The sequence below is a fragment of the Streptomyces sp. NPDC085932 genome (assembly GCF_044540525.1).
Taxonomy (GTDB): domain Bacteria; phylum Actinomycetota; class Actinomycetes; order Streptomycetales; family Streptomycetaceae; genus Streptomyces; species Streptomyces levis.
Window position 1 is genome coordinate 435388 of the sequence record NZ_JBITSJ010000005.1, and the last position, 15837, is coordinate 451224.

General features: G+C 74.7%; 13 protein-coding genes. 5 read left to right on the plus strand and 8 right to left on the minus strand.

From position 1 onward, the window contains the following. Positions 1-262 precede the first annotated feature (262 nt). Complete coding sequence (locus tag ACIGAQ_RS26015) at positions 263-1387, plus strand: PLP-dependent cysteine synthase family protein (protein WP_311679211.1); 1125 nt, start codon at positions 263-265, stop codon at positions 1385-1387. A 9-nt stretch (positions 1388-1396) separates the two neighbouring features. Here the strand turns inward: ACIGAQ_RS26015 and ACIGAQ_RS26020 are convergent, their stop codons facing one another. Beyond that, positions 1397-1864: an SRPBCC family protein gene (locus ACIGAQ_RS26020; RefSeq protein WP_399786665.1), complete on the minus strand. Its 468-nt coding sequence runs from the start codon at positions 1862-1864 to the stop codon at positions 1397-1399. A gap of 66 nt (positions 1865-1930) precedes the next feature. After that, positions 1931-2767, minus strand: coding sequence for a DeoR/GlpR family DNA-binding transcription regulator (locus tag ACIGAQ_RS26025; RefSeq protein WP_362281514.1), 837 nt, complete (start codon positions 2765-2767; stop codon positions 1931-1933). Between the two features lie 291 nt (positions 2768-3058). On the opposite strand from ACIGAQ_RS26025, the gene ACIGAQ_RS26030 reads away from it, so the two are divergent. Beyond that, positions 3059-5398, plus strand: coding sequence for a hypothetical protein (locus ACIGAQ_RS26030; protein ID WP_399786668.1), 2340 nt, complete (start codon positions 3059-3061; stop codon positions 5396-5398). 7 nt (positions 5399-5405) lie between these two features. Here the strand turns inward: ACIGAQ_RS26030 and ACIGAQ_RS26035 are convergent, their stop codons facing one another. From ACIGAQ_RS26035 to ACIGAQ_RS26050, 4 genes are all read right to left on the minus strand, one after another. Then, on the minus strand, positions 5406-7847 hold the full coding sequence (locus ACIGAQ_RS26035) for a right-handed parallel beta-helix repeat-containing protein (protein WP_362281508.1): 2442 nt from the start codon (positions 7845-7847) through the stop codon (positions 5406-5408). 225 nt (positions 7848-8072) lie between these two features. Continuing rightward, complete coding sequence (locus ACIGAQ_RS26040; RefSeq protein ID WP_311679206.1) at positions 8073-8678, minus strand: hypothetical protein; 606 nt, start codon at positions 8676-8678, stop codon at positions 8073-8075. A gap of 171 nt (positions 8679-8849) precedes the next feature. Further along, positions 8850-9677 (minus strand): MOSC domain-containing protein, encoded by an 828-nt coding sequence (locus ACIGAQ_RS26045; protein WP_399786672.1) that lies wholly within the window; start codon positions 9675-9677, stop codon positions 8850-8852. A gap of 43 nt (positions 9678-9720) precedes the next feature. Continuing rightward, positions 9721-10152 (minus strand): DUF6643 family protein, encoded by a 432-nt coding sequence (locus ACIGAQ_RS26050; RefSeq protein ID WP_311679204.1) that lies wholly within the window; start codon positions 10150-10152, stop codon positions 9721-9723. 316 nt (positions 10153-10468) lie between these two features. Here ACIGAQ_RS26050 and ACIGAQ_RS26055 point away from each other — a divergent pair, with 316 nt between their 5' ends. Then, entirely contained in the window at positions 10469-11758 is a 1290-nt protein-coding gene (locus ACIGAQ_RS26055; protein ID WP_399787152.1) for a TerD family protein, read from the plus strand. Positions 11759-11774: 16 nt separating this feature from the next. Here ACIGAQ_RS26055 and ACIGAQ_RS26060 read toward each other — a convergent pair whose 3' ends face one another. Continuing rightward, complete coding sequence (locus ACIGAQ_RS26060) at positions 11775-12968, minus strand: glycosyltransferase (protein WP_399786674.1); 1194 nt, start codon at positions 12966-12968, stop codon at positions 11775-11777. A gap of 39 nt (positions 12969-13007) precedes the next feature. On the opposite strand from ACIGAQ_RS26060, the gene ACIGAQ_RS26065 reads away from it, so the two are divergent. Together ACIGAQ_RS26065 and ACIGAQ_RS26070 are read left to right on the plus strand one after the other, a co-directional pair. Then, positions 13008-13793 carry a glutamate racemase gene (locus tag ACIGAQ_RS26065; RefSeq protein ID WP_399786677.1) on the plus strand — a complete coding sequence of 262 codons (786 nt, stop codon included), beginning with the start codon at positions 13008-13010 and terminating at the stop codon, positions 13791-13793. Positions 13794-13893: 100 nt separating this feature from the next. Then, positions 13894-14448: a hypothetical protein gene (locus ACIGAQ_RS26070; RefSeq protein WP_311679201.1), complete on the plus strand. Its 555-nt coding sequence runs from the start codon at positions 13894-13896 to the stop codon at positions 14446-14448. 229 nt (positions 14449-14677) lie between these two features. Here ACIGAQ_RS26070 and ACIGAQ_RS26075 read toward each other — a convergent pair whose 3' ends face one another. Continuing rightward, the gene (locus tag ACIGAQ_RS26075) at positions 14678-15742 is read right to left on the minus strand and encodes an O-antigen ligase family protein (protein WP_399786680.1); all 1065 of its coding nucleotides are present in this window, start codon (positions 15740-15742) and stop codon (positions 14678-14680) included. Positions 15743-15837: the final 95 nt, after the last annotated feature.

The window sequence follows — 15837 nt, forward strand, 5'->3', positions numbered from 1 at the left end:
GAACCTCGGCCCCGCGGTGCAGTCTGCCCCCACCCGGCGCCGAGCACCAGTACGTGCGAGCCCCTCGGCCGGGGGCGCCCGCAGCACACTCGCGGATGCGCCCCCGGGACCGCGCGCCCCCTTGCACCGGCCTCTGCCCCAGGGGGCGCTTTGGGGGGCTCAAAGGTGCGTTTATGCAGGTGAGAAGCGTGCGCCGGGTGCTTATGATCGGGGGGTCGGCCGCGCGATCCGTCGTCGGCGCGCAGCGTTAGGAGCCCCCCTCGTGAGCACTCCCCAGCAGACCCGCACCGGCGTGACCCTGGACGTCGACCACAGTGACACCGGCTACCGCGCGTGGCTGAAAGAGGCCGTCCGCAGGGTCCAGGCCGACGCCAACCGCTCGGCCGACACGCACCTGCTCCCGTTCCCGCTGCCGGAGCGCTGGGGCATCGACCTGTACCTCAAGGACGAGTCGACCCACCCCACCGGCAGCCTCAAGCACCGGCTCGCCCGCTCGCTGTTCCTGTACGGCCTGTGCAATGGCTGGATCCGGCCGGGCAGACCGGTGATCGAGGCCTCCAGCGGTTCGACGGCGGTCTCGGAGGCGTACTTCGCGAAGCTGATCGGCGTCCCCTTCATCGCCGTCATGCCGCGCACGACGAGCGCCGAGAAGATCCGCCTCATCGAGTTCCACTCCGGCCGCTGCCATTTCGTGGACGACCCGCGCACCATGTACGAGGAGTCCGCCCGCCTCGCGGCCGAGACGGGCGGCCACTACATGGACCAGTTCACCTACGCCGAACGCGCCACGGACTGGCGCGGGAACAACAACATCGCCGAATCCATCTTCCGCCAGCTCCGGATGGAGCGGTTCCCCGAGCCGGCGTGGATCGTCGCCACGGCGGGCACCGGCGGCACCTCCGCGACCCTCGCGCGCTACGTCCACTACATGCAGTACGACACCCGCGTCTGCGTGGCCGACCCCGAGAACTCCTGCTTCTTCGACGGCTGGACCACCGGCGATCCGGACGTCACGTGCGACTGCGGCTCGCGCATCGAGGGCATCGGCCGGCCCCGGATGGAACCGAGCTTCGTGCCCGGCGCGATCGACCGCATGATGAAGGTGCCCGACGCGGCGAGCGTGGCCGCCGTCCGGGCCCTGGAACGCGCCATCGGCCGCAAGGCGGGCGGTTCGACGGGCACGGGCCTGTGGAGCGCACTGAAGATCGTCGCGGAGATGGTGTCCGAGGGACGGCAGGGGAGTGTCGTGACCCTGCTGTGCGACCCCGGGGACCGCTATCTCGACAAGTACTACTCGGACGACTGGCTCGCCGGGCAGGGTCTGGACATCGCGCCCTACACCGCCGCCATCGACGCCTTCCTGGAGACGGGCACCTGGCCCGGCTGAGGCTCGGGCTCAGGCCGTGAGCCGCCGTTCCAGCGCCGTCACGGCGTCCCGGAACGCGCGCGCCTGACCCGCCCGGACCGCCCTCATGAACAGCCGGTACGCCGCCGTCCCGTCCGTCGCGAAGGTCCACCGCACCCGCGTGCCGCTGCCGGCGGGCGTGAGCCGCCACTCCTCGACGATCGCCCGCGCCCCGGGCGCGTTGGTGACGTCGACGCGGTAGGCGTACACCTCGGGTGCCTCGGCGGCGAGGACCGTCTCCCGGAACCGCACGCCCCCGCCGAGGGTGATGTCGCGCCCGGCCCCGGCGTCGACCGCCCGGGCGGCCTTCACCTGCGGGAACCAGTCGGCCCAGCCGGGCACGTCCGTCAGCGCGCCGTGGACCGCCTCGGGGGACGCCGCCAGCTCCCGGGTGAAGACGTGCCGTACGGGCGCGGTCCCGACGAAGCCGAGATCGACCGGGCGCAATCGGTGAGCCATGGACGAAGGCCTCCTCGCACAGCCGGACGGTGAGCGACCGAGGCCGTCACCCTAGCTGGCGCCCCGTCAGATGTCTGCACCCTCGTCGGGCTCCGGCTCCCCGGCCACCACCAGCCGCCGCAGGTGCTCCGCGACCACCCCGCGCGCCTCGTCCGGCAGGCCGGCGTCGGTCACGAGCGTGTCGATCCGCTCCAGCGAGGCGAACGAACTCAGACCGACCTTGCCCCACTTGGTGTGGTCGGCGACGACCACGACCCGCCGCGCCGACTGCACGAGCCGCCGGTTGGTCTCGGCCTCGGCGAGGTTCGGCGTCGACAGGCCCGCCTCGACCGATATGCCGTGCACGCCGAGGAACAGCAGGTCGAAGTGGAGTGCCGCGATCGCCTGGTCGGCCACCGGCCCCACCAGCGAGTCGGACGGCGTGCGCACGCCCCCGGTGAGCACGACCGTGGCGGCACCCTGCCGGGGGCCCGAGCTGCGCTGGGCGGCGTGGAAGACGTCGGCGACCCGCACCGAGTTGGTGACCACCGTGAGGTCGGGGACGTCCAGCAACTGGTGCGCCAGCGCGTACGTCGTCGTGCCACCGGACAGGGCGATCGCCGCGCCCGGCGCGACCAGCTTGGCCGCCGCCCGGGCGATGTCCTCCTTGGCCGTCAGCTCCAGGCCCGACTTGGCCTCGAATCCCGGCTCGTGCGTGCTCGCCTCGACCACCGGGACCGCGCCGCCGTGCACCTTCTCCAGCACGCCCTGGCGGGCGAGCGCGTCGAGGTCGCGGCGGACCGTCATGTCCGACACGCCGAGCTTGCGCGTCAGCTCGTTGACCCGGACCCCGCCCCGGCGGCGGACCTCGTCGAGGATCAGGGAGCGCCGCTGCTCCGCGAGGAGGTTCTGATTCTCGCTCACGTACGCTCCGGTCCTTTCGCCTCAATGCCGTCCGACACGCCCGGCGCACCCACCCCGACCGGGGCATTCTCCCCGGGCTCCGGTGCGCGGACGTCCCATCCTCGCATGACGTGCCGCGGAGGGCTCCACCACCCGCTCGTCGCGCTCATGCCACAAAGGCCTCGACTCGCGCACGGCTTCGTCACGGAACGGGGAGATTCCGTGACAGCAGGTGTGCGGCGCCCCCGAAGTGGAGATCCTTGTGCCCGCACAGGCAGAGCCGACGGCGCGTCACGGGGGAAGTGCGAAGCAGTGGAACGTGCGCAGGAACAAGCGGCGACCGGCGGACCGGACGGTGGCGCAGCGCGGGCGGGTGAGACCGCCCTGGAACTCCTGGTCCACGGCGTGGGCGGCACCACGCCCCAGGAGATGCTGGGCGATCCGCGGACGGAACGGATCACCGGCGACGACACCGCGGCCGTCTTCCGGCGCGCCGACGACGTCGACGCCGAGCACAGCCCCGACGCAGCGCGCCGCGACGGGCCGGTGCCCGAGGCCTACGTCTGGTGCAACCTCACCTCCGGCAACGGCACCCGGGCCCTGTGGCTGCTGCTGTTGCCGTTCATGGTCGTCAACCTCGCCCACTGGATGCGGCCCAGCGCCCGCGACCGCCGCCGGACCGTGCGCCTGTACGGCCTGCTGGTCCGGCTCGCCGGGCTCACCCTGACGGTGCTGCTCGTCGCCGCCGCCTGCGAGGTCGCCCTCGACCTGACGGCCTGGCAGTGCGCCGGCACGACCGCCTGCGCCGACCGCCACTCCTGGCTGGGCTTCCTCTCGCCCACCGTCTCCGACGGCGGCTGGTGGAGCGCCCCGGGCCGCAGGCTCGCCCTCGCCGCCGTCGTCCCCACCGCCCTGACCGGCCTGCTGTGGTACCTGTCCCGGCGCACCTGGAGCGACTACGAGTCGCAGCAGCCGATCGCCCGCGACCCCGAACCCGACGAGGACCCGGGGCCGACCGCGCTCGGCCGCCCCGGGTTCTGGTACGGACGCCGGCTGGTGGCCCGGCTGCGCGCCGCGCACACCGCCGCCGGACTGCTCACCGTCGCCGCCGCGGTCGGCAGCGCCGCCGTCCGCCAGGACCGCGCGCCCGGCGGCCCGGCACTGCTGCACACCCTCGGCCTGGTCCTGGTGGCGGCCCTCGCAGCCTGCGCGGTCGCCGTCGTCTGGGTGGTGTGCCGCAGGGGCCGCAGCGAGAACCGTCTCGACCGGAAACTCGACGAACGCTCCGTCCGGCGCCTGCCACTGGTCGCGCTCGTCCTGCTCGCCCTCACCCTGCTGTACGCGGGGTGGGACCGCCCCGGGTGGCGGTCGGACGGCCGGCTGCCGGGTGACCCGGCCTTCGGGGCGATTGCCCTGGTCCAGGGCCTGCTCGTGGTGCTCCTCGCGGTCGTCGCCCACACCCTGCACCGCACCGACCCCGACCGGCGGGCCGTGCTGCGGGGTCTGGGCGGACCGGCCGTCGCCCTGCTGGCCTGCGCTCTCGGCGGGGTGATGTCCGGCGGCGTCTCGCAGCGGGTCTCCGACTGGCTGGACGGCACCGGGGCGTCGATCGACGGACCTCCGGTCCTGCTGACCTGGCAGGCGTCCGTGATCCCGCCCCTGCTGCTGGTGCTGCTGGGCCTCTTCGGCTGGCTGGCCCACCGCGCCTGGACCCTCGCCCGCGCCGAGCGCGACGCGGTGGCCCGCGACTACCCGGACGAGAACCTGGACCGCGCCCGCACCCGCCGTATCGCCTCCACCCGGGCGATGGCCTCCCTCACCGACCGGGGGCCCCGGATCGTCGCCGTGACCTCCGGCGTCACCCTGCTGCTGGGCGCCGGAGCCCTCGTCGGCGCCCTCGCCACCGACGAGACACCGGGCGAGGCCGCCCGGGGCACCACCCCCGTCGTACACGGCGCCGCCGAGACCGCCCAGGCCCTCGGCTCCTGGCTGATCGGCCTCGGCTTCATACTCTTCGTCACCTGGGGCCGCCGCGCCTACAAGGACGCCGCCGCCCGCCGCACCATCGGCATCCTGTGGGACGTCGGCACCTTCTGGCCCCGCGCCGCCCACCCCTTCGCACCGCCCTGCTACGCCGAGCGCGCCGTACCCGACCTGACCTGGCGGATGGCGACCTGGACCCGCGCCACCGGCGGACGGCTGGTCATCTCCGGGCACTCCCAGGGCAGCGTCCTCGCCGCCGCCGCGGCCTGGCAACTCGCCCCGTCGGCCCGCAGACGCGTCGCCCTGCTCACCTACGGCTCCCCGCTGGAGCGCCTCTACGGCCGCTGGTTCCCGGCGCACTTCGGCCCGGCCGCGCTGAGCTCCCTGCACCGGGACGTCGACTGCTGGCGCAACCTGTACCGGCTCACCGACCCCATCGGCGGCCCGATGCGCCTGCCCGGCGACCACGGCCCGCAGGTCGACCACCCGCCCCTGAAGGACCCCCTCGCCTACGGCCGCACCGAGCTGCTGCCGCTGCCCGCGCCGATCCTCGGCCACTCCGACTACCAGGCGGACCCGGCCTTCGCCGAGGAACGCCGCCTGCTGCTGGCCCGGCTGCGGCCCGGGGTGCCCGCACCCCGCGACACACCCGAGCCGCCCGCCGCGTAGCCGGAGCTCAGACCAACTCGGGGAGGTCCTCGGCGTAGAGCAGTGTCAGGTCGTCCGTGCTGGGCTCCGCGAGCTGGGCGACCCGGCTCGCGTGCCGCTCCACCATCGCCTCGAACGTCTGCCGCGCGGTACGGCCGTTGCCGAACGCCGGGCCCTTCGGGAGCCGCGTGAAGTACGTCCGCAACGCCTCGGCCGCGCCCGGCGCCAACCGGTACTCGTGCTCCTCGGCCTGCTGCTCCACGATCCGCAGCAGGTCCTCGGGGCCGTAGTCGCTGAAGGTGATGGTCCGCGAGAAGCGGGACGCCACACCGGGGTTGACCGACAGGAAGCGCTCCATCTCGGCGGTGTAGCCCGCGACGATCACCACGACCGCGTCCCGGTGGTCCTCCATCAGCTTCACCAGCGTGTCGATGGCCTCCTTGCCGAAGTCCCGGCCCGCGTCCTCCGGCGACAGCGCGTACGCCTCGTCGATGAACAGCACGCCGCCGCGCGCCTTCTCGAACGCCTCCTGCGTGCGGATCGCGGTCGAGCCGATGTGCTCACCGACCAGGTCGACCCGGGACACCTCCACCAGGTGGCCCTTCTCCAGCACCCCCAGGGAGGCGAGGATCTCGCCGTACAGCCGCGCCACCGTCGTCTTGCCGGTGCCGGGCGAGCCGGTGAAGACCAGGTGCCGCTTGACCGACGCCGCCTTCAGACCCGCCTGCTGCCGCCGCCGGCCCACCTCGATCATGTCGGTGAGGGCGCGCACCTCCCGCTTGACGCTCTCCAGGCCCACCAGCGCGTCCAGTTCACCGAGGACGTCCTTGGAGCTGCGGGCCGGCGGCGCGGACTCCGCGACCGGGGCCGGTGCGGGGGACTCCGGTTCGGCGCGCTGCCCCGGGACCGCGCCCAGCAGCCCGGGGGAGTGGCCCGCCGTCTGCACGGCCGGCTCCGGCGCCGCCGCGGGCGCCCGCAGTCCCGCGCTCTCGTCGCTGGTGCAGTCCTCCACGACCGGCCCCGTCCCGGACGCCGCGTCCGCGCCGTCCGCGAACTCGTACCCCCCGCGCGCGCACCGCTCCGTGCGGCACTTGCGCAGCGTCGTGCGGCTGCCGTCGATCACGTGGAAGCCGTAGCCGCCGCTGCCGGTCACCCGGCAGTTCAGGAAGCTGCCGCGGCCCCCGGCCGAGACGTAGACACCGGCCTCCGCGGGGGAGTCGACCGTGCAGCGCTCCACGGTCGGGTCGGCGCCCTTGGTGACGATCACGCCGGTCTGGGTGCCGTCGATGGTGCAGTTGGCGAGCGTGCCGCCGCTGCCGTGGTCGCGGAACCAGGCGCCCGTCGCCGCGTCCCGGATCCGGCAGTCGTCGAGCTGCGCGGTCGCGCCGTCGCTCACCGACACGGCCGTGTTGCGCACCTGCGACAGGTCGCTGTCCACCACGTCGGCCCGTGAGCCCCGGTCCAGCACGAACAGGGCGTCCGGCACGTCGTGCACCCGGCAGGAGTCCAGGACGGCGGTGGCGCCGTCGCTGACCCACACCGCCGGATAGTCGCCCGTGCTGTCGAAGATCTCGCACTGGTTGGCGTCCACGCGCGTGCCCGGGTCCCACACCGACAGGCCGTTGCGCCCGAACTGCCGCACGGTGGTGCGCGTCAGCGTGAGGACCGAGCGGGAGCGCAGGTCGACCGCGTTCTCCGGGATGTCGTGGATACGGCAGTCGGCGAGCGTCAGCACCGCGTCCGTGTCGAGCGTGACCCCGTCGGCCGTCGTGCGGTGCACATCGCAGTCGGTGAGGTGCGCCGTGGCCCGGCCGGTGATGTGCACGCCGCTGCCCCGCACCTCATAGATCTCGCAGCCCACCGCCTCCAGCGCCGAGTTCTCCCCGGTCGCCGACAGGCCCGAGCCCGAGGCGTGGTGCACCTTGCAGCGCTCCAGCCGGGGGTGGGCACCGCCGCGCACCGCCACGCCCGCCTGGCCGGCCGCGACGACCTCGCACTCCTCGAACACCCCGCCCGCGCCGTCCAGTACGGCGATGCCGACGCCCGCCGGATTGTCGACCGCGCAGCGCCGGACCGTGGGCCGGGCACTGCCGCGCACCTCGATCCCGGCCGCGGACCGGGTCACCACCCGCACGTCCCGCAGCTCCGGGGTGCCCTCCTCCACCAGCACGGCCGGGGAGGCCGCGTCCTGGCCCTCCACGTGCAGGTCCTGGACCACCGCCGAGGCGCGCACGGTCAGCGGCACTCCGTCCACGGGCGCGATCCGCACCGAGCCCGGCGCGTTCTCCGGACCGCGCAGGGTCACCGCCCGCTGCACGACGAGGTTCTCCCGGTAGGTGCCGGGGGCGACGGTGAGGACGTCGCCGTCGGCCGCGGCCTCCAGGGCGGCGGCGAGCGATGCGTACTCACCCGTGCGGCGCCGCCACCGCGACGTGCCGGTGTGCGTCACCTGGACCGTGCCCTGTGCCATGGTGTAGCTGTGCCCCCACCTCGGTCGTACTGATGGCTCGTTCGCCCTCGGGGCGGCCGGGCGGTGCCGGGACCGCGGCGGGTTCCGGCCCGGCGGGCCGGTCGCGCGCGGCGTCGACACCCGGCGCGCTCCTCCTGCTCGCTCGCACGCGGGTTGTGCCGAACGGTTCGGCCGGACCACCGTAGCGTGCGCGCGGCTGGTGGGTTGACCAGAGCCGGAAGGCTGTCAGCTGCCGGTGCCCGTCCTGCCCCAGTCCGGGCCCGCCTTGTCCCATGCCTGGTCCCAACGGGCGTACCGGCGGCGGACCATGCGCCAGACGATCAGCCGTCTGCCGCCCTCGACGAGGCCGCCGGCGACCAGGGCCGCGCCGAAGCCGGCCAGGACCGCGTGCGTCGACGCCGTCGCCGAGTCCAGCGGGCGGGCCACCATCCGGCCGTGCCGGTCGGTCCATATGCGGAACGCGTCGCCCGGCCGCGGGTCCTTCAGACCCGCCAGCACGGGGCCCTGACGGGTGGTGCCGTCCGGGGCGGTCCAGGTGGCGAGCACGCGGGTGCGCAGGTCCCGGCCGGTCGACGTCTCGGGGTCGGCGTCCAGCGGGGAGCGGTCCAGCGGGCGGACCACGGTGGCCGTCACCAGCTGCCGCGCCCGGTGCTGCTCACGGACGGAGTGCTGCAGGGCGTCCTGCGCGGCGCCGCCGGCGAGGGCGCCGGCCAGCGGGGCGGCCAGCAGGACGAGCAGCAGGGCGGCCAGCGCCACCCAGGCCTCGGCCAGATCGGTCGCGCGGCACAGCGGATTGCGCCGCCAGCGCCAGAGCCCGCTGATCGCTCGCACCGCCCGCACCCCCTTCCCGCTCCGTGATAACCCCCGGCGGAGCCGTCCACGAGCGGAACCTGCCGAGAGAGAGCGAGATCACCCTTTCCGGCTTCTCATGAACGTCTCACACCACGCCAACGCCCGGTCCGGCGACGCGGTTCCCGCCGGGCGGCGGTGGTGGTGCCCGCGCTATTCGAGGAGGGTGACGGGGTCCCCGAGCCGGATCGTGCCCCGGGACTGCGGCACCAGGTTCTGCCCGAAGACCAGCTTCCCGTCCAGCCGCCGGTGCCGTCCCAGGCTGTGCAGGGGTTCCCGGCCGCGCTCGCTCGTGCCCTGGTCGGTGGTGGTCACCACGCACCGCCCGCACGGCTTGACGACGCGGAAGGCCACCTCCCCGACGACGATGAGCGACCAGTGGTCCTCGGCCCAGGCGTCGGTGCCCGCCACGACGACGTTGGGCCGGAAGCGGTCCATGGGCAGCGGCCCCTCGTGCGCGTGATCCCCTTGCGCGATCAGGGCGTTGAGGGCGTCGAGCGAGGCCGTCGTGGTGAGCAGCAGGGGGAAGCCGTCGGCGAAGGAGACCGTCTCGCCGGGACGGGCGTACCGGGGGTCGACCGGCCGGCGTGTGGCGGGGTCGTCCAGGTACGCAAGGCGCGCGCCGATGCCCAGGTAGCGGCTCCACCAGGCGTGCGCCGCCTCGCCCTCGGCCGGCACCGCGTCGACCTTGTCGTCGAAGATCTGCACCGGCACCGTGCCGACCGGCCGGGGGACGGGCACCGTCAGCGGTTCCATGCCGGGCGCGGACAGCCGGACGCCGCCGTCCGGCAGGAGCTCGGCGGCGGCCAGCGCGAGGCGCGGTTGCCGACGCTGCGTGACGACCTTTCCCCCGTCGTCGACGAGCAGCCAGCGCCGGTCTCCGGCCAGCCCCCAGGGCTCCACGGCGGCCTCCCGGGGCGCGAGGCCCCGGACCGCCTTGACCGGATGGACGTGAATCGCGTGCAGGTGTGCGTTCCCCATGGGGCCATCGTGCCAGCCGGCACGGACAGCCCCCGGGGGCGGCTCAGTACCCGCGGTACTGCTGGTTGTTGTACGGATCCTGGTAAGGAGCCGGGGCCGGCCGGGGAGCCGCGGGGCGCATCGCCTCGTAGCCCGCGGGGGCCGCCGGGCGGGGCTGCTGCTGGTACTGGGGGCCGGGGTAGCCGCGCGGAGCGGTCGCCTGCTGCGGGATGTACGCCGCGGGCGCCTGCTGGAGCGGGGCCGGCTGCTGGGCCTGCGGGTAGCCGTAGGAGGGCTGGGCGGGAGCCGCCGGCAGCGCGGGCAGCGCCGACGGGAGGGCGGGCAGGTGACTGCCCGGCATGTCGTACTGCGCGGGGACCCGGATCGGGGCGATCTGCGGGGTGCCCCGCTCGGCGACGAGCTTGTCGTAGATCGGGGTGTCCGGGAAGGAGGCGGAGTAGTAGCCGCCGCCATAGGTGGAGCGGGGGGAGGTCATGGCACATAAGTTAAGCCCACGATGTGCTGGTTGGGGAGACCGATAAGAGGGTTGTTTTCCGTGTCCGCAGTGACCCGGGATCCCCAATACGAGCGAATTCGGCAAAAAGGGGCACCGAACCGGTCGCTGATCGTGTAAAGCCCGAGTTCCGGGCGGGTTACCAGCGGTTGGCCACCGATCTTCGGCGGCCGGGTGCATGGGAGTTCCGGGCCGGGAGGAATAGGTTGTGCCGACACGACACGACACGACACGACCCGACTCGACGGACGGCCGGGGCGGTCCCGGCGCGTGCCACACCATGGGGGCGGCGATGCACATGCTGAAAGGCTCGAACACTCCGGTGCCCACCGCGGCCCTCCGCGTGGAAGTGGGCTGGCGCGGCGGACCGGGCGTGCCGGACGCCGACGCCTCCGCCCTGCTGCTGGTCGCCGGGAAGGTCCGCTCCGACGCGGACTTCGTCTTCTACAACCAGCCCGCCCACTCCTCCGGAGCGATCCGGCACGAGGGCAAACGCGACGCCGGCGGCCGCACCACGGACACGATCCTGGTCGACCTCGCGCGCGTGGAGCCCGCCGTCGAGACCGTCGTCCTCGCCGCCTCCGCCGACGGCGGCACGTTCGGACAGGTCCCCGACCTGTACGTCGAGGTCCGGGACGCCGCCCAGGGCACACCGGTGGCACGCTTCGAGAACCCCGGCGCCACCACCGAAACCGCCTTCGTGCTCGGTGAGTTCTACCGCCGCCAGGGCGCCTGGAAGTTCCGCGCCGTCGGCCAGGGCTACAGCAGCGGCCTCGAAGGGCTGGCCACGGACTACGGCATCACGGTCGACGAACCGCAGCAGGCCACGCCCGCGACCGCGACCGCGACCGCCCCGACGCCTCCCCCCGCCGCCCCGTCGTACACCCGCCCACCGGCGACGCGGCCGGTGGCCCCGCCCGCACCCGCCACGCCCCCCGCCGCCGAACCCGTCCGCCTCACGAAGGTGACGCTCACCAAGGCGGCCCCCTCCGTCTCGCTCACCAAGCAGGGCGGCACCTCCGGCGCGCTGCACGTGAACCTCAACTGGGAGGTCCGCAAGCAGTTCTCGGGGTGGAGCAGCAAGTTCGGGCGCCCGACCGCGCTGCACTCCGACCTCGACCTCGACCTGTGCGCACTGTATGAACTCACCGACGGCAGCAAGGGCGTCGTCCAGGCCCTCGGCAACGCCTTCGGGGCGCTGCACCAGCCCCCGTACATCCACCTCGACGGCGACGACCGCACCGGAGCCGTGGCGTCCGGCGAGAACCTCACCGTCAACCTGGACCACAAGCACGTGTTCCGGCGCATCCTCGTCTTCGTCACCATCTACGAAGGCGCCCGGTCCTTCGCGGACCTGAACGCGACGGTCACGCTCCGGCCGCAGCACGGCGCGCCGATCGAGTTCTCCCTCGACGAGTGCACGGTCCCCTCGCTGGTGTGCGCCCTGGCGCTGATCACCAACACGGGCGGCGACCTGGTCGTCCAGCGCGAGGCACGCTATCTGGTGCCCGAGCGCGGCGTGAGCCCCCAGCGCACCGTCGACCACGCCTACGGGTGGGGCATGAACTGGACCCCCGGCAGGAAGTGATCGCCCGGGGCGCCCGTCAGCCCTCGTCGGGCACGGTCTCCGGGCGTGCGTAGGTGCGGCCCTTCCAGGCCGCACCGCGTCCCCGGTAGTGCTGCACCGCCGAGTCGACCGTCATCAGCAGGTACAGGAACGCGGTGAACGGCAGCAGCGGGGCGAGCCACAGGGGCTGCCCGTAGTAGCGGAGCATCGGGACGTACGTCCCCGCCATGACGAGCCAGGCGAGCCCGCCGGTGACCGCTGCCGCCGCACTGCCCGCGACCGGACCGGCGAGCACGGCCGCGGGCGGCACCAGATAGACCAGCACCAGCCCGGCCACCGTCCCCGCCAGCAGCAGCGGGTGGTGCCGCAACTGGGCGTAGGCACTGCGCGAGACCATCCGCCACAGGTCACCCAGCCGCGGATACGGCCGCACGCTGTCGACCCGGTCCGCGAGCCCCAGCCAGACGCGGCCGCCGGCGCCCTTGACGGCCCGCGCCAGGGCCACGTCGTCGATCACGGCGTGCCGGATGGCGTCCGGGATCCGCGCCCGCCCGGCGGTCTCGGCCCGCAGCAGGACGCAGCCCCCGGCGGCGGCCGCCGTCCGCGTCCCGTCGCGGGCGATCCGGCGGAAGGGGTAGAGCTGCGCGAAGAAGTAGACGAAGGCCGGCACCACGAAGCGCTCCCACACGCTCTCCACCCGCAGCCGGGCCATCTGGGAGACGACGTCGAACCCTCCCGTGCGGGCCGCCGCCACCAGCTCCCGCAGGCTGTCCGGCGCGTGCGCGATGTCGGCGTCCGTCAGCAGCAGGTACTCCGGGCCACGCGCGCGTGCCAGGCCGACACCGTGGCGCACCGCCCACAGCTTGCCGGTCCAGCCCGCCGGCGGCTCGCCCGGCGTGGACACGGTCAGCGGCAGTCCGCCGTGCCGGTCCGCCAGTTCCCGCGCGAGATCACCGGTGCCGTCGGTGCTGCCGTCGTCGACCAGGAAGACCTCCGCCCGGCCGGGATAGTCCTGCAGCAGCAGGGAGGGCAGCGCGAGGGGCAGCACCGCCGCCTCGTCGCGGCCCGGGACGACGACGCACACCGGCGGCCAGGCGTCCGGCTCCCGGCGCGGCGGCAGGCGCACGTCGGTGCGCCAGAAGAAGCCCTGGCAGAGCAGCAGCCACAGCCAGGCGAGAAGCGATCCAGCGGCAGTCCAGACAAGGGCGCTCACGCGCGCAGTCTGCCCCACGGGACCGGCCGCGGACCGCTCATCGTCTATCGTGATCGGGTGAAGATCGCGCTCATGGACTCCGGTATCGGTCTGCTGGCGGCCACCGCAGCGGTACGGCGGCTGCGCCCCGACGCCGATCTCGTGCTCTCCCTGGACCCCGACGGCATGCCGTGGGGACCGCGCACTCCGCAGGACCTGACCGAGCGCGCCCTGGCCGTCGCCGAGGCGGCCGCCGCGCGCCGCCCCGACGCCCTGATCGTCGGCTGCAACACCGCGACCGTGCACGCCCTCACCGCCCTGCGCGCCCGCCTCGAACCGGCGCTCCCGGTCATCGGGACCGTCCCGGCGATCAAGCCCGCCGCGGCCGGGGGCGGCCACCTCGCCATCTGGGCCACCCCCGCCACCACCGGCAGCCCGTACCAGCGGGCCCTGATCAGCGACTTCGCCGGTGGCGTGCCCGTCACGGAGGTGCCCTGCTGGGGGCTGGCCGAGGCCGTGGAGCACGCCGACGAGGCGGCGATCGACGCCGCCGTGGCCGCGGCCGCCGCGCTGACCCCCGAGGACGTGACCACCGTCGTCCTGGGCTGCACCCACTACGAGCTGGTCGCCGAGCGCATCCGGGCCGCCGTGCAGCGCCCCGGCCGCCCGCCCCTCGTGCTGCACGGCTCCGCGGGCGCCGTGGCCGCCCAGGCCCTGCGCCGGCTCGGCGAGCGGCCCGCGCCGGGGGCCACGTTCCACGGCACCCTGACGGTGCTGCTCAGCGGACGTGAGGGCACCCTGCCGGCGCCCGCCCTCGCCTATGAGGAGGGGCGGCTGCTGCAGGCGGTCACCCCGGCGGGCTGACGCCCCGCACGGCACACCAGGGCCGGGGGACCGCCCACCCGGCCCAGTCACGCTCCGCCACCGGGTACCAGCGCAGCGAAAGCTGAGTACCCTCAAAGGCATGAGGGACCACCGCCACGGCGAGAACGCCTCCCACGTGCCTGCAGGGGTCTGGACCGGCCGGGCCACCAACCGGGTCCAGTGGCTGCTGGCGCTCGTCGGCGCCGCCTGCATGGCGCTCGGCATCGAACTGGCCGTCGACTCGGCGTGGACCTCCGGCGCGGCCCCGCTCGTCATGGCCGTCGTCGGCTGCATCGCCGCCGGGCTGCTGGTCCTCTTCGGGACCCTCGCCTTCGTCCACGTCGCCCTGCGGGTCGACGAGGACCACCTGGAGGTGCGCTGCGGCCACATCGGCGTCCCCCGCCGCCGTATCCCCCTCTCCCATGTGGCGGGCGCCACCTACATCTCCCACGTCACGCCCCGCCACTGGGGCGGCTGGGGCTACCGGTGGCGGCCCGAGAAGGGCACGGCGGTGGTGGTGCGGCGGGGCGAGGGCGTCGTGCTGGAACTGTGGGACGGACACACCTTCACCGTCACCGTGGACGACGCGGAGGCGGCCGTGCAGGTGATCAAGGCGCGGCTGCGGCCCGGCAAGCCAGGGGCACCGGCGCACTGAGGAGCCGGTCCGCGGGCCCGTGCGCCGGTCATGCGGGCAGGGGCGCGTCCGCCGTGCCGTGTCTCGCGGGTCACCGGGCGGATGCGCGGACGCGTACGGGAGCGCCGAAGCCATCCCGCGCCATGCAGGTCACCGGGCGGATGCGCGGACGCGTGCAGGAGCGCTGAAGCCGTCCCGTGTCTCGCGGGTCACCTGGCAGGGGCGCATCTGCCGTCCCGCGCCCGGCCGGTCACCAGGCGGGAGCGCGTCCGCCGTCCCGGGCGTGCGGGTCCGTGGTGCGGCTCGGTGGCTCCTCGGACAGCGGGCGGGCCGTGGCCAGGCCCGCCAGGAGTCCGGCCCCCACCGACACCGCCGTGAAGCTCAGCGCGTTGCCGATCCCGGCGATGGCGGCGAGCGCCGTCAGGGCCGCGCCCGCGGTCAGGGCCACCGGGGTCGGGCGCGGACCCCGCCACAGCGCGTACATCATCCAGCCGAACGCCGACACCAGCAGCGCCAGCCCGACGAGGCCCTGCTCGGCCGCCTGCTGCAAGGGCGCCGAGTGCGGCTTGCCGTCGGACAGCAGGGACGGGGCCGACGCCGGACTCAGCTCCCCGAAGCGGCCCGGGCCCGCCCCCAGGGCGCTGTTGTCGCGCAGCAGGTGCCAGGCGTCCTGCCACAGCTGCACCCGGTGCGCCGTCAGACGTCCTTCCAGGGCCGCGGCGAGGCCGCCCGGCACGGTTCCCGACGCCACCGCCCAGGTCAGACCCGTCACCACCGCCGCCACTCCGGCCAGCACGGCGAGGCCGGCGCCGCGGTACCGGGTGCGGCCGGCGGCCAGCGAGCACAGCAGCACCGCGACACAGGTGACACATCCCGTGGCCGAACCGAGCACCGCCGCCAGCACCGCGGTCCCGGCGGCCAGCAGACGCAGCGCGAAGCGCGCGACCGGTCCGGGAGCGGCCCAGGCCGCACAGCACGCGGCACCCGCCGACAGCGTCAGCACGGCCGCGGTGGCCCCCGCGTGACCCAGGGGCGCGGAGATCTGCGGGCCCGGAGCCAGATGCGGAACGGCCAGCGTCAGCCCGACGCCGGCCAGCGCACCGGCGCACGGGGCGCCCACCGGCAGCAGGGCCCCGCCGATCCGGCCCGCCGCGTACCCGGCCGCCACCGCCAGCACCGCGAGAAGCACGCCCTCCGGCCGGCCGTCGTGCGCCGCCGCCGTGATCAGGGACCAGCCGGCACAGGCCCCCAGCACCACGACACCCGTCGCGTCGGAAACGATTCTTCTCTCGCCGTCCGCGTCCGGCCCGGACACGGACGACACCCCGCCTCGACCCACCCCGCCCCCCGCACCCGTCGCCCGCACCAGTCGCCCCCGACCTGTGAAGACCCCGGTCACCGGGGCCGCTA

What these genes read in the sequence shown, in the direction of transcription:
- ACIGAQ_RS26020 (WP_399786665.1), bottom strand. Translation starts at nt 1,864, where the DNA reads ATGGCTCACCGATTGCGCCCGGTCGATCTCGGCTTCGTCGGGACCGCG.
- ACIGAQ_RS26055 (WP_399787152.1), top strand. Translation starts at nt 10,469, where the DNA reads ATGCTGAAAGGCTCGAACACTCCGGTGCCCACCGCGGCCCTCCGCGTG.
- ACIGAQ_RS26050 (WP_311679204.1), bottom strand. Translation starts at nt 10,152, where the DNA reads ATGACCTCCCCCCGCTCCACCTATGGCGGCGGCTACTACTCCGCCTCC.
- ACIGAQ_RS26070 (WP_311679201.1), top strand. Translation starts at nt 13,894, where the DNA reads ATGAGGGACCACCGCCACGGCGAGAACGCCTCCCACGTGCCTGCAGGG.
- ACIGAQ_RS26045 (WP_399786672.1), bottom strand. Translation starts at nt 9,677, where the DNA reads ATGGGGAACGCACACCTGCACGCGATTCACGTCCATCCGGTCAAGGCG.
- ACIGAQ_RS26035 (WP_362281508.1), bottom strand. Translation starts at nt 7,847, where the DNA reads ATGGCACAGGGCACGGTCCAGGTGACGCACACCGGCACGTCGCGGTGG.